Source organism: Mycobacterium sp. IDUB_21 (assembly GCF_055419425.1).
Genome location: NZ_JBVAXQ010000013.1, coordinates 63,579 through 77,888 on the forward strand (window position 1 = coordinate 63,579; position 14,310 = coordinate 77,888).

The 14,310-nt window shown below is 69.9% G+C and carries 6 protein-coding genes; all 6 read left to right on the top strand.

Features of this window, described 5'->3' with window-relative positions:
- Positions 1-172: 172 nt before the first annotated feature.
- Positions 173-1,567 carry an FAD-binding oxidoreductase gene (locus ACZYY4_RS18225; RefSeq protein WP_463811403.1) on the top strand — a complete coding sequence of 465 codons (1,395 nt, stop codon included), beginning with the start codon at positions 173-175 and terminating at the stop codon, positions 1,565-1,567.
- The gene (locus ACZYY4_RS18230; protein ID WP_463811404.1) at positions 1,568-2,332 is read left to right on the top strand and encodes a decaprenylphospho-beta-D-erythro-pentofuranosid-2-ulose 2-reductase; all 765 of its coding nucleotides are present in this window, start codon (positions 1,568-1,570) and stop codon (positions 2,330-2,332) included. It begins immediately after the preceding gene.
- A gap of 148 nt (positions 2,333-2,480) precedes the next feature.
- Positions 2,481-4,418, top strand: a complete 1,938-nt coding sequence (locus ACZYY4_RS18235; protein ID WP_463811405.1) for a galactan 5-O-arabinofuranosyltransferase — start codon at positions 2,481-2,483, stop codon at positions 4,416-4,418.
- Positions 4,419-4,439: 21 nt separating this feature from the next.
- Complete coding sequence (locus ACZYY4_RS18240) at positions 4,440-7,715, top strand: arabinosyltransferase domain-containing protein (RefSeq protein WP_463811494.1); 3,276 nt, start codon at positions 4,440-4,442, stop codon at positions 7,713-7,715.
- A 148-nt stretch (positions 7,716-7,863) separates the two neighbouring features.
- Complete coding sequence (locus ACZYY4_RS18245; RefSeq protein ID WP_463811406.1) at positions 7,864-11,148, top strand: arabinosyltransferase domain-containing protein; 3,285 nt, start codon at positions 7,864-7,866, stop codon at positions 11,146-11,148.
- Positions 11,145-14,309, top strand: a complete 3,165-nt coding sequence (locus ACZYY4_RS18250) for an arabinosyltransferase domain-containing protein (RefSeq protein ID WP_463811407.1) — start codon at positions 11,145-11,147, stop codon at positions 14,307-14,309. Before ACZYY4_RS18245 ends, ACZYY4_RS18250 begins: the two co-directional genes overlap by 4 nt.
- Position 14,310 lies beyond the last annotated feature (1 nt).

Below are 14,310 nucleotides of genomic sequence, written 5' to 3' on the forward strand. Positions count from 1 at the left end.
CCCTGTGAAGAAGTGGAAGATTTCGGAAAACCCGCGGTCTTGGGCTTGGCAGGCTTGGCCGTAGGGGCGGAATCGCTAGGAGGAGTCTCAGGCATTGCGCGATCATAACGGTACTCATCGGATTGGTCACGCAAAACCGGGATGCGGGCGCGTTGGCGGTACCCTCTTTGCGATGTCGAGCACCGAGTTACACACCACCGCGCGGCGACTGACCGGCTGGGGCCGCACCGCGCCGAGCGTGGCGCAGGTGTTGTCGACCCCGGACGTCGAAGTCATCGCCAAGGCCGTGGCACGCGCGTCCGACGCCGGGTCCGTTGCAAACAGTCGAGGCGTGATCGCCCGCGGCCTGGGCCGCTCCTACGGCGACAACGCTCAGAACGGCGGCGGCGTGGTCATCGATATGACCGCGCTGAACCGGATCCACTCGGTCTCCGCCGACAGCGGCGTCGTCGACGTCGACGGGGGCGTGAGCCTCGATCAGTTGATGAAAGCGGCGTTGCCATTCGGCCTGTGGGTTCCGGTGCTGCCCGGGACCCGTCAGGTCACCATCGGTGGCGCGATCGCCTGCGACATCCACGGCAAGAACCACCACAGTGAGGGCAGTTTCGGCAACCACGTCGTGTCGATGGAGTTGTTGACCGCCGACGGTTCGGTGCGCCACCTCACCCCGGACGGCCCCGAGTCGGAACTGTTCTGGGCAACCGTCGGCGGCAACGGGCTGACCGGCATCATCTTGCGCGCCACCATCGCGATGACCCCGACCGAGACGGCGTATTTCATCAACGACGGCGACAACACCACCACGCTCGATGAGACCATCGCCTTCCACAGCGACGGCAGCGAAGCCGACTACACCTATTCCAGTGCATGGTTCGACGCGATCAGCCCACCGCCGAAACTGGGCCGCGCCACCATCACCCGCGGACGCTTGGCCCGGCGCGACGAATTGCCCAAGAAGCTGGCCCGCGACCCGCTGAAGTTCGACGCACCGCAATTGATGACGGTGCCCGACATCTTTCCCAACGGGTTGATGAACAAGTTGAGCCTGAGCGCCATCGGTGAGCTGTACTACCGGCGCGGCGGCCACTATCGCGGCAAGGTGCAGAACCTGACGCAGTTCTATCACCCGCTGGACCTGCTCGGTGAGTGGAACCGCGGCTACGGCCCGGCCGGTTTCGCCCAGTACCAGTTCCTGGTGCCCACCGAGGCCGTCGAGGAGTTCAAGAGCATCATCATCGACATCCAGGCCAGCGGGCACTACTCGGCGCTGAACGTGTTCAAGCTGTTCGGACCGGGAAACGAAGCGCCGCTGAGCTTCCCGATGCCCGGCTGGAACGTCTGCCTGGACTTCCCGATGAAACCCGGCGTCAACGAACTGCTCAACGAGCTCGACCGCCGGGTGCTGGAGTTCGGCGGCCGGCTCTACACCGCCAAGGATTCCCGCACCACCGCGGAGATGTTCCACGCCATGTACCCACGCATCGACGAATGGATCGCGTTGCGCCGCAAGGTCGATCCCGACGGGATCTTCGCCTCGGACATGGCCCGACGTTTGGAGTTGCTGTAGATGGTGTTCGACGCGACCGGAAATCCCCAGTCGATTCTGCTGCTGGGCGGCACTTCCGAGATCGGGCTGGCGATCTGCGCGCGCTACCTGCGGAACGCGTCGGCGAGCGTCGTGCTGGCCTGCCTACCGGGCGATCCCGGCCGCGACGGCGCCGTGGCACAGATGGAGGCCGCCGGCGCCAAGTCGGTGCGGGTGATCGATTTCGACGCACTCGACACCGCGAGCCACCCGGCGATGATCGATTCCGCATTCAGTGCCGGCGACATCGACGTGGCTGTGGTCGCGTTCGGCATGGACGCCGACGCCGAGGAGCTCTGGCGCAACCAGGCCCAGGCCGTGCAGGTCGCTGAAGTCAACTACACCGCAGCGGTTTCCGTCGGCGTACTGCTCGCAGGCAAGATGGGCGCCCAGGGCTTCGGACAGATCATCGCGATGAGCTCGGTGGCCGGTGAGCGGGTGCGCCGCAACAACTTCGTCTACGGCTCCACCAAGGCCGGGCTCGACGGCTTCTACCTCGGCTTGGGCGAGGCACTGCGCGAGGACGGGGTGCGGGTGCTGGTGATCCGGCCCGGCCAGGTGCGCACCCGGTTCTCCGCGCACGTCAAGGAAGCGCCGCTGACCGTCGACAAAGAGGACGTCGCCGAGCTGGCGGTCACCGCGGCCGCCAAGGGCAAGGAGATCGTCTGGGCGCCAGGGGCATTCCGCTACGTCATGATGGTGTTGCGGCACGTCCCGCGGGCGATCTTCCGCAAGCTGCCGATCTGATCCCGGTCGCCTCCCCTATGCCGCCCAACCCTCACCGCCGTCCCCCATCGAGTGTGCGTTTTGGCATGAAATCCCCGGCATCTCGCGCCCAAACCGCACACTCGGCGCGCTTCCGTCCCAGGCAAGCCGACCCGACAGGCCGTCGCTGATGTCCACCGCGCTCAGGACCGTCGGCCAGATGATCCTGGCGAGCCTCATCGCCGTCGTCGTCGCGGTCATAGCCCTGCTGGCGATCGCCCGGGTGCAGTGGCCGGCCTACCCCTCGTCGAACCAGCTGCACGCGCTGACCACCGTCGGGCAGGTCGGCTGCCTGGCCGGGCTGGGCGCCGCCGCGTGGCTGTGGCGGCGCGGGCGCCAGACGCTGGCCCAGCTCGCCGCGGTGGTGTTCACCAGCGCGTTCTCGGTGGTGACGCTGGCGATGCCGCTGGGCGCCACCAGGCTCTACCTGTTCGGGATCTCGGTAGACCAGCAGTTCCGCACCGAATACCTGACCCGGATGACCGACAGCCCGGCACTACAAGACATGACCTATCTCGGCCTGCCGTCGTTCTACCCGCCGGGCTGGTTCTGGCTGGGCGGGCGCGCCGCGGCGCTGACCGGCACCCCGGCCTGGGAGATGTACAAGCCGTGGGCGATCACATCAATGGCCATCGCGGTGGCCATCGCGCTGGTGCTGTGGAACAAGATGATCCGCTTCGAATACGCGCTGCTGGTCACCCTCGCCACCGCCGCGGTCACGCTGGCCTACAGCTCCCCGGAGCCCTACGCGGCGATGATCACCGTGCTGCTGCCGCCGGTGCTGGTCCTGGCCTGGTCGGGCCTGGGAGCCGGCCGCCGCAAATCCCGCGCCGCCGCCCCCTCCTCCGCCGAGCGTGAAGCCACCGTCACGCCCGGCGCCGAACGTGAAGCCACCTTCACGCTCGGCCGACATAACGGCTGGGGTGCGGTCGCCGGCACCGGCATCTTCCTGGGCTTCGCGGCCACCTTCTACACCCTGCTGGTGGCCTACAGCGCGTTCACCGTGGTCCTCATGGCGCTGGCACTGGCGGTCGCCCGGCGCAGCCTGAATCCACTGGCCCGGCTCACCGTGACCGGCGTGATCGCCGCGGCCATCGCCGCCATCACCTGGACGCCGTACCTACTGCGCGCCGCCACCAACCCGACCAGCGACACCGGCAGCGCCCGGCACTATCTACCCGGCGACGGCGCCGAACTGAGCTTCCCGATGCTGCAGTTCACCCTGCTCGGCGCGCTGTGCCTGCTGGGCACGGGCTGGCTGGTGGTGCGGGCCCGAACCTCCACCCGGGCCGCCGCGCTGGCGATCGGCGTCGTCGGCGTCTACCTGTGGTCGATCCTGTCCATGCTGTCCACCCTGGCCCGCACCACGCTGCTGAGCTTCCGACTGCAGCCGACGCTGACGGTGCTGCTGGCCACCGCCGGGGTATTCGGCTTCGTCGAGGGCGCCCGGGCGTTAGGTGGGGCCGCGACCGGCTGGCACCGGGTGGTCTATCCGGCGGCGACGGCGGTGGGGCTGGCCGGGGCCATCGCGTTCAGCCAGGACATTCCCGAGGTGTTGCGGCCCGACATCACCGTGGCCTACACCGACACCGACGGCCATGGCGAACGCGGTGACCGGCGCCCGCCCGGAGCGGCCAAGTATTACGACGCCGTCGATGCCGCGATCACCAAGGCCACCGGCACGCCCCGGGATGAGACCGTGGTGCTCACCGCCGACTACAGCTTCTTGTCCTTCTACCCCTACTGGGGTTTCCAGGGCCTGACCTCGCACTACGCCAACCCGCTGGCGCAGTTCTCCGCCCGCGCCGCCGCCATCGAGGCCTGGTCCAAGCTGGAGACCGCCGAGCAGTTCACCCGCGCGCTCGACGACCTGCCGTGGCCGGCGCCGACGGTGTTTCTGATGCGCCCGGGCTCCGGGGGTACCTACACCCTGCGGCTGGCCAAGGACGTCTACCCCAACCACCCCAACGTGCGGCGTTACACCGTCGACCTGGACGCGGGGCTGTTCGAAGGGCCGGCATTCAAGGTCGAAAAGATCGGCCCGTTCGTGCTGGCCGTCCGCACCTGACAGGCACCGCCGAGGGCACCGATAGCATCTAGGTCCGTGACCGATACGCGCGCCGACTTCCGGATCGCTCGGGCCGTCGCCGTCGTCGCCGGCGTGCTGGGCACCCTGCTGGCGATCCTGACTCCGTTGTTGCCGGTCAAGCAGACCACCGCCGAGCTGAACTGGCCGCAGAACGGTGCGCTGACCAGTGTGCAGGCGCCGCTGATCGGCTACGTGGCCACCGATCTGGACATCACCGTGCCGTGCCAGGCCGCGGCCGGGCTCACCAAGACCAAGACCGTGCTGTTGTCCACGGTGCCCAAGCAGGCGCCCAAAGCCGTCGACCGCGGGCTGCTCATCGAACGCGTCAACGACGACCTGGTCCTGGTGGTGCGCAATGTGCCGGTGGTGGTGGCGCCGCTGACGCAGGTTCTCGGCCCGGACTGCCAGAAGCTGACCTTCACCGCGCACGCCGACCGCGTCACCGCCGAGTTCGTCGGCCTCAAGCAGGGCCCCAACGCCGAGCATCCCGGCTCGCCGCTGACCGGCACCCGCAGCGGCTATGACTTCCGGCCGCAGATCGTCGGCGTCTACACCGACCTGGCCGGACCGGCGCCGGCCGGACTGGGCTTCAGCGCCACCGTCGACACCCGCTTCTCCAGCGCACCGACCCCGCTGAAGCTGGCCGCGATGATCCTCGGCGTGGCGCTGACGATCCTCGCGCTGATCGCCCTGCACATCCTGGACACCGCCGACGGCCATCGGCACCGCCGTTTCCTGCCGGCGCGCTGGTGGTCGATGTCGCCACTGGACGCGCTGGTGGCCCTGGTACTGGTGTGGTGGCACTTCGTCGGCGCCAACACCAGCGACGACGGCTACATCCTGACCATGGCGCGGATCTCCGAACGCGCCGGCTACATGGCGAACTTCTACCGCTGGTTCGGCACCCCGGAGGCGCCGTTCGGCTGGTACTACGACCTGCTGGCGGTGTGGTCGCAGGTGTCCACCACCAGCATCTGGATGCGGCTGCCCACCCTGGGCATGGCACTGGCCTGCTGGTGGCTGATCAGCCGCGAGGTACTACCCCGGCTGGGGCACGCCGTCAAACACAGCCCCGCGGCGGCCTGGACCGCGGCCGGCATGTTCCTGGCGTTCTGGCTGCCGCTGAACAACGGCCTGCGCCCGGAGCCGATCATCGCGTTGGGCATCCTGGCGACCTGGTGCTCGGTGGAACGGGCGGTGGCCACCAGCCGGCTGCTACCGCTGGCGATCGCCTGCATCATCGGCGCGCTGACACTGTTCTCCGGGCCGACGGGCATCGCCTCCATCGGCGCGCTGCTGGTGGCGATCGGGCCACTGCGCACGATCTTGCATCGGCGCTCCACCCAGTTCGGGCTGACCCCGCTGCTGGCGCCGATCGCCGCCGCGATCAGCATCACCGCGATCGTGATCTTCCGCGACCAGACCCTGGCCGGCGAGATCGAGGCCAGCACACTGAAGTCCGCAGTCGGGCCCAGCCTGGCCTGGTTCGAGGAGCACGTCCGCTACGAGCGACTGTTCCTGGCCACCCCGGACGGTTCGGTGGCCCGCCGGTTCCCGGTGCTGGCGCTCGGTGTCGCGCTGGCGGTGTCGGTGGCGATGGCGTTGCGCAAGGGCCGGATTCCCGGCACCGCGACCGGGCCGAGCCGGCGCATCATCGGGATCACCATCATCTCGTTCATCGCGATGATGTTCACCCCCACCAAGTGGACGCACCACTTCGGGGTGTTCGCCGGGCTGGCCGGGTCACTGGGTGCGCTGGCCGCCGTCGCGGTGGGTGCCGCGGCAATGCGCTCGCGGCGCAACCGGACGCTGTTCACCGCGCTGGTGCTGTTCATCACCGCGCTGTCGTTCGCCAGCGTCAACGGCTGGTGGTACGTCTCCAACTTCGGGGTGCCGTGGTCCAACGCCTTCCCCAAGTGGCATCTGGCGTTCGCCACCATGGGGGTGGGGCTGACCGTGCTGGCGCTGCTGGTGGCGGCCTGGTTCCACTTCGTCAATGACGCCGAGCGGCCGCCGCGCTGGGCGGCGCTGTCCGGGTACCCGCTGGCGATCGCCTCCTGGGTGCTGATCGCCTTCCAGGTGGTGTCGCTGACGGCGTCGATGCTCGGGCAGTACCCGGCGTGGACGGTGGGCCGGTCCAACCTGGCCGCTGTTCCGGTTCTGGGGAGCGGCAAGACCTGCGGGCTGGCCGATGACGTGCTGGTGGAGCAGGACCCCAACGCCGGGATGCTCGAGCCGATCGACACACCCGTCCCCGACGCACTGGGCGCGACGTTCTCGATCGGGTTCGAACCCAACGGGATTCCCGCCGACGTCTCCGCCGATCAGGTGATCGGCCCGCCGGGGCTGGGCAGGCTGGCCGACGACGACGCGCAGTCCGCCGGCGAGACCGGTGGTGAGGCCGGCACCGAAGGCGGCACCACGGCAGCCGAGGGCATCAACGGCTCGCGGGCCCGGCTGCCCTACAAGCTGGACCCGGCCCGAGTACCGGTGCTGGGCAGCTGGCGCCCCGGTATGCAGATGCCGGCACGGCTGCGCTCGGCGTGGTACCGGCTGCCCGCCGACCGCGCCGAGGCCGGCCCGCTGCTGGTGGTGGCGGCCGCCGGCCGATTCGACCGCGACGAGGTCACCGCGCAGTGGGCCACTGAGGAGGGCGCCGCGAACGACAAGCCCGGCGGTTCAGCGAGCCTCGACGGAGGAGAGGCGAAGCTGGGACCGCCGCATGAATCCAGCGGCACCGTCGAATTCGGTGACATCGGTGCGGTGCCGGCGTGGCGCAACCTGCGCGCGCCGATGTCGGCGATCCCGGCCGAGGCCACCCGGATCCGGCTGGTGGTCCGCGACGACGACCTGGCGCCGCAGCACTGGATCGCGCTGACTCCGCCGCGCGTCCCGCAGCTGCGCAGCCTGCAGCAGGTGGTCGGGTCGTCGGATCCGGTGCTGCTGGACTGGCTGGTGGGCCTGGCGTTCCCCTGCCAGCGCCCCTTCGGCCACCAGAACGGGGTGACCGAGGTGCCCAAGTGGCGGATCCTGCCGGACCGGTTCGGCGCCGAGGCGAACTCGCCGGTGATGGACAACAACGGCGGAGGCCCGCTGGGCATCACCGAGCTGCTGGTGCGCGCGACCACGGTGCCCAGCTATCTGGCCGACGACTGGTTCCGCGACTGGGGCGCCCTGCAGCAGTTGACCCCGTACTACAAGGCGACGCCGGCGCAGCTGGACCTGGGCACGGCCGTGCGGTCCGGGCTGTGGAGCCCGGCGCCGCTGCGGCACTGATCCCCCGGCGTCGAGTCGGAATCCCACGACGCGCCGTCGGCGTGTCACGTCGTGAGATTCCCACTCGCGGTGGCCGGGGCACCCCGAAGCGATCCGCGCCGGGACGGGGTCCCGGCTTCGGGACCGCCGTCGAATAACATCAAGGCCCGTGTCCTCCCCCTCCGGTCAGCCCAAGGACCAGCCCAAGCAGCGTTATCGGATCGCCCGGCTGATCGCGGTGGTCGCAGGCATCACCGGCGTGTTGCTGTGCGGCGTCACACCGCTGCTCCCGGTCAAACAGACCACCGCCACCATCGCCTGGCCGCAGGGCGTCGACGCGCAAGGCCACGTCAGCGACGTCACCGCCCCGCTGGTGTCCGGCGCGCCCCGCGGCCTCGACATCACCATCCCCTGCTCGGCGATCGCCACCCTGCCCGAAAAAGGCGGCCTGGTGCTGTCCACCGTGCCGGCCGGCGGCGTGGACGCCACCGCGCACGGCCTGTTCGTACGGGCCAATAAGACCACCGTGTTCGCCGCCTACCGCGACCACGTCGCCGCAGCGGCGCCCCGGACCAAGATCGCCGACTGCAGCCAACTTCACCTGTGGGCCAACCCCGGCGACGTCGGCGCGGACTTCGTCGGCATCCCGGGTGCGGCCGGCAGCCTGCCCCCCGAGAACAAGCCGCAGATCGGCGGCATCTTCACCGAACTGGAAGTCGGCCCGCAACCGGGCTTGAGCGCCCGTATCGCCGTCGACACCCGATTCATCACCAACCCGACGATGCTCAAAGCCGCCGTGATGGGTCTCGGTGTGCTGGCGGTGCTGGCCTCGATCATCGCGCTTGCGGTACTCGACCGCCGCCATACCCACCGCACCCCGCGCAGCTGGCGGCACTGGCTCAAAGCCAACCCCATCACCTGGCTGGCCGACATCGGCGTGCTGGCCACCCTGGCGCTGTGGCACGTCATCGGCGCCATCTCCAGCGACGACGGCTACAACCTGACGATGGCCCGCAACGTCGCGCACGCCGGGTACGTCGCCAACTACTACCGGTTCTTCGGCGCCAGCGAGGCCCCGTTCGACTGGTACCCCGCACTGCTCGGCCAGCTCAGCACGATCAGCACCGCCGGGGTGTGGATGCGCCTGCCCGCCACGGCCGCCGGCATGGCCTGCTGGCTGATCATCAGCCGCCGGATCCTGCCCCGGCTGGGCCGGCTGTCCGGCAACCGGGTGGCGGTGTTCACCGCGGCGGTGATGTTCGCGGCGGCCTGGCTGCCGTTCAACAACGGCCTGCGCCCCGAGCCGCTGATCGCGCTGGGCACCCTGGTGGTCTGGATGCTGGTGGAGCACACCATCGCCACCCGCCGGCTGGTGCCGACGGCGTGCGCGATCGTGGTGGCCGTCTTCACCGTCACGCTGGCCCCGCACGGGCTGATCGCGCTGGCCCCGCTGCTGACCGGCTCGCGGGCCATCGAAGCGGTGATCCGCAGACGCCGGGCCGTCGACGGTCTGGCCGCACCCCTGGCGGTGCTGGTCGCGGCGGGTTCGTTGATCGCCGTGGTGGTGTGCCGGCACCAGACCCTGGCCGCGGTCGCCGAGTCGGCCCGGATCAAATACGTGGTCGGCCCGACCATCGCCTGGTACCAGGAGTTCCTGCGCTACTACTTCCTGACCGTCGAGGAGAACGTCGACGCCTCGCTGACCCGCCGGTTCGCGGTGCTGGTCCTGCTGTTCTGCATGTTCGCCATGCTGGTGGTGCTGCTGCGCCGCGGGCGGATCGCCGGGGTGGCCGGCGGCCCGGCCTGGCGGCTGATCGGGTCGACGGCGGTGGGCCTGCTGTTGCTGACGTTCACCCCGACCAAGTGGGCGGTGCAGTTCGGCGCGTTCGCCGGGCTTGCCGGGGCGCTGGCCGCGCTCACCGCGTTCACCTTCGCGCGGGTGGGGCTGCACAGCCGACGCAACATGACCCTGTATGTGACCGCGCTGCTGTTCCTGGTGGCGTGGGCGACCTCGGGGGTCAACGGCTGGTTCTACGTCGGCGGCTACGGGGTGCCGTGGTTCGACATCCCGCCGGTGATCGCCAGCCGCCCGGTGACGTCGATGTTCCTGACGGCCTCGATCGCCACCGGCCTGCTGGCCGGCTGGCAGCACTTCCGGCTGGACTACACCGGCCACACCGAGGTCACGCCCAACCGGCGCAACCGGATTCTGGCGTCGACGCCGCTGCTGGTCCTCGCGAGCCTGATGGTGCTGCTGATGGTCGGCTCGATGGCCAAGGCCGCCGCCGGCCGCTACCCGGCCTACACCACCGCCCGCGCCAATGTCGACGCTCTGGTATCCGGCCTGTCCTCCTGCGGCATGGCCGAGGACGTGCTGACCGAACCGGACGCGAATGCCGGTCTGCTGCAACCGGCCCCGGGCCAGAGCTACGGGGAGCTCGGCCCGCTCGGCGGCAACGACCCACTGGGCTTCGACCCCGACGCCGTCGACGACGACCTGTCCAGCCTGGCCGTCATCGCCAAGCCCGGCGTGCCCAACGCCGACGCCTCCCCCAACAAGCCCAGCGCCAACCAGAGCGACGCCGCGGGCACCGCCGGCGGAAAACTCCCCGACAGTGCCCCGGCCGGAGTGAACGGATCCCGGGTGGCGCTGCCGTTCGGCCTGGACCCTGCCGTCACGCCGGTGCTCGGGTCGTACAAGGAGCAGGTGGCCGCGCACGCCACCTCGGTCTGGTACCGGCTGCCCGATCAGACCCCGGATCGCGCGCCGATCATCGTGGTGAGCGCCGCGGGTGCGATCTGGTCGCACGGCGAGGACGGCAAGCTGGACTACGGCCAGCCGCTGAAACTGGAATGGGGCGCCAGCGCTCCCGACGGCACGGTGAAGGCCCAGGGCGAGGTGGAGCCGATCGACATCGGGCCGCAGAACTCCTGGCGCAACCTGCGCTTCCCGCTGGCCTGGGCGCCACCGGGCACCGACGTGGTCCGGATCGTCGCCAACGACCCGAACCTGTCCACCGAACAGTGGATCGCGTTCACCCCACCGCGGGTACCGGTGGTCAAGACCATCCAGCAGCTGATGGGATCGCAGACCCCGGTGCTGATGGACATCGCCTCCGCGGCGAACTTCCCCTGCCAACGGCCGTTCGCCGAGCACCTGGGCATCGCCGAACTCCCCGAGTACCGGATCATGCCGGACCACAAGCAGACCGCGGCGTCGTCGAACCTGTGGCAGTCCGCCGAGGACGGCGGGCCGTTCATGATCACCCAGGCGATGCTGTGGACGACCACCCTCCCGACCTACCTGCGCGACGACTGGTATCGCGACTGGGGGGCGGTGGAGGCCTACCACCGGCTGATCCCGGCCAAGACCGCACCCGACGCGGACGTCGAGCAGGCCACCATGACAGTTACCGGCTGGAGCCGGCCCGGACCGATTCGAGCACTGCCATGACCCGTGACCTGAGACTGATCCGCTGGGTGGCCGTCGTCGCCGGCCTGGTCGGCTTCCTGCTGGCGGTGGCCACCCCGCTGCTGCCGGTGGTACAGACCACCGCGACGCTGAACTGGCCGCAGCACGGCGAATTGCACAGTGTCACCGCCCCGCTGATCTCCCAGACCCCGGTCTCGATGTCGGTCAAGGCGCCGTGCGCGCTGGTGCGCGAGCTGCCGGCCGAGGGCGGGACGCTGCTGTCCACCGCGCCGGCCAAGGGCAAGGACGCCGCGCTCAACGGGCTGTTCATCAGCGTCACCGAGAAACGGGTCGACGTCACCGACCGCAACGTGGTGCTGGCCACCGCGCCGCGGGCCAAGGTCGAAGGCCCCGGATGTACCGACATCGAGGTCACCTCGTCGCACGCCGGCACCTTCGCCACCATCGGCGGGATCACCCAGCGCTACGGCTGGGCCGACCCGAACCTGCGCCCGCAGATCGTCGGGGTGTTCACCGACCTGACCGGCGCGGCACCGGCCGGGCTGGAACTGACAGCCGACATCGACACCCGGTTCTCCACCAAGCCGACGGTGCTGAAGCGGGCCGCGATCTTCGCGGCGATCCTGGCCACCGTGATCGCAGTGCTGGCACTGTGGCGCCTGGACCGGCTCGACGGCCGCCGGATGCACCGGCTGATCCCTTCCCGCTGGCGGTTTTTCTCCCCTGCCGACGTCGCGGTGGTGCTCGGCTTCGTGGTCTGGTACGTGATCGGCGCGAACTCCTCCGACGACGGCTACATCCTCGGGATGGCCCGGGTGGCCGACCACGCCGGCTACATGAGCAACTACTTCCGCTGGTTCGGCAGCCCGGAAGACCCGTTCGGCTGGTACTACAACCTGCTGGCGTTGATGACGCACGTGTCGGATGCCAGCATCTGGATCCGGCTGCCGGATCTGGTTGCCGGCCTGGTGTGTTGGCTGCTGCTGTCCCGCGAGGTGCTGCCCCGGTTCGGCCCGGCGGTGGCGGCCAGCAAGCCGGCGCTGTGGGCGGCCGGCATGGTGCTCCTGGCGGCGTGGATGCCGTTCAACAACGGCCTGCGCCCCGAGGGGATCATCGCGGTCGGCTCGCTGATCACCTACGTGCTGGTGGAGCGGGCGATCATCTCCAGCCGGCTCACCCCGGCGGCGCTGGCGATCATCTGCGCGGCGTTCACCCTGGGCATCCAGCCGACCGGGCTGATCGCGGTGGCCGCGCTGCTGGCCGGTGGCCGGCCGCTGCTGCGAATCCTGGTGCGCCGCCACCGTATTCACGGCACCTGGCCGCTGGTGGCGCCGCTGCTGGCCGCCGGCGCGATAATCCTGACCGTGGTCTTCGCCGACCAGACGGTGCGGGCGGTGTTGGAGGCCACCAGGATTCGCACCGCGATCGGCCCCAGCCAGGCCTGGTGGACCGAGAACCTGCGCTACTACTACCTGATCCTGCCGACGGTCGACGGCTCGCTGTCGCGGCGGTTCGGGTTCATGATCTGTGCGCTGTGCCTGTTCACCGCGATGTTCATCATGTTGCGGCGCAAGCGGGTTGCCGGGGTGGCCAGCGGCCCGGTGTGGCGGCTGATGGGCGTCATCCTGGCGACGATGTTCTCGCTGATGTTCGCCCCCACCAAATGGGTGCACCACTTCGGGCTGTTCGCCGCGGTGGCCGGTGCGATGGCCGCGCTGACCACGGTGCTGGTGTCCCGGCAGGTGGTGGGATGGTCGCGTAACCGGATGGCGTTCGCGTCGGCGGTGCTGTTCGTGCTGGCACTGTGTTTCGCCACCACCAACGGCTGGTGGTACGTCTCGAGCTACGGGGTGCCGTTCAACGCGGACATGCCGCGAATCGGCGGAATCACCGTCAGCACAATCTTCTTCGCGTTGTTCGCCATCACGGCCGGGTGGGCGGCTTGGCTGCATTTCGCGCCGCGCGACCGCGGCGAGGGCCGGGTGGCCCGGGCGCTGACCGCCGCCCCGGTTCCGGTGGCGGCCGGCTTCATGGTGTGCGTGTTCGTGGCCTCGATGGTGGCCGGGATCATTCGCGAATACCCCACCTACTCCAACGGCCTGGCCAACGTGCGCGCCTTCGTCGGCGGCTGCGGGCAGGCCGACAACGTGCTGGTCGAACCGGACCCCAACGACGGCGCGCTGACGCCGCTGCCGGGCATGTACGGCGAACTCGGGCCGTTGGGCGGCGCCGATCCGGTCGGGTTCACCGCCAGCGGTGTGCCGGAGAAGGTGGTGGCCGAGGCGCTGCGGATGCCGATCACCCAGCCGGGCACCGACTACGACTGGGACGCCCCGAAGAAGCTGAAGACCCCCGGCGTCAATGGTTCCAAGGTGCCGCTGCCGTACGGGCTGGACCCGGCGCGGATCCCGCTGGCCGGCAGCTACAGCACCGACGGCCAGCAGGAATCCAAGCTGACCTCCGCGTGGTACGCCCTGCCGCCGGCCGATGACGCCCACCCCCTGGTGGCGGTGACCGCGGCCGGGACCATCGCCGGCAACAGCGTGCTGAAGGGCTACACCACCGGCCAGGATGTGCAACTGGAGTACGGGTTGCCCGGCCCCGACGGCAACCCGGTGGCAGCCGGGCGAATGGTGCCCTACGACGTGTTCGGTGAGTGGCCGCGGATGTGGCGCAACCTGCGCTACCCGCGGGAGCAGATCCCCGCGCAGGCCGTGGCGGTGCGCGTTGTGGCCGTGGACAAGTCGCTGAACCCGCGGGACTGGATCGCATTCACCCCGCCGCGGCTGCCCGAGGTGAAGACCATCCAGGAATACCTCGGCTCCGACCAGCCGGTGCTCTTGGACTGGGCCGTCGGCCTGGCGTTCCCGTGTCAGCACCCGATGCTGCACGCCAACGGCGTCACCGAGGTGCCGAAGTACCGGATCACCCCGGACTACAACGCCAAGAAGCAGGACACCGACACCTGGCAGGACGGGGTCAACGGCGGGCTGCTGGGCATCTCGGACATGCTGTTGCGGGCGCACGTGATGGCCACGTACCTCAACCACGACTGGGGCCGGGACTGGGGCTCGCTGCGCCAGTTCGACGTGATCACCCCGGCGTCGCCGGCCGAACTGGAGTTGGGCAGCGCCACCCGCAGCGGCTGGTGGTCGCCCGGGGAGATCCGCATCAGGGCCTGAC

What these genes read in the sequence shown, in the direction of transcription:
- ACZYY4_RS18225 (WP_463811403.1), top strand. Translation starts at nt 173, where the DNA reads ATGTCGAGCACCGAGTTACACACCACCGCGCGGCGACTGACCGGCTGG.
- ACZYY4_RS18230 (WP_463811404.1), top strand. Translation starts at nt 1,568, where the DNA reads ATGGTGTTCGACGCGACCGGAAATCCCCAGTCGATTCTGCTGCTGGGC.
- ACZYY4_RS18235 (WP_463811405.1), top strand. Translation starts at nt 2,481, where the DNA reads ATGTCCACCGCGCTCAGGACCGTCGGCCAGATGATCCTGGCGAGCCTC.
- ACZYY4_RS18250 (WP_463811407.1), top strand. Translation starts at nt 11,145, where the DNA reads ATGACCCGTGACCTGAGACTGATCCGCTGGGTGGCCGTCGTCGCCGGC.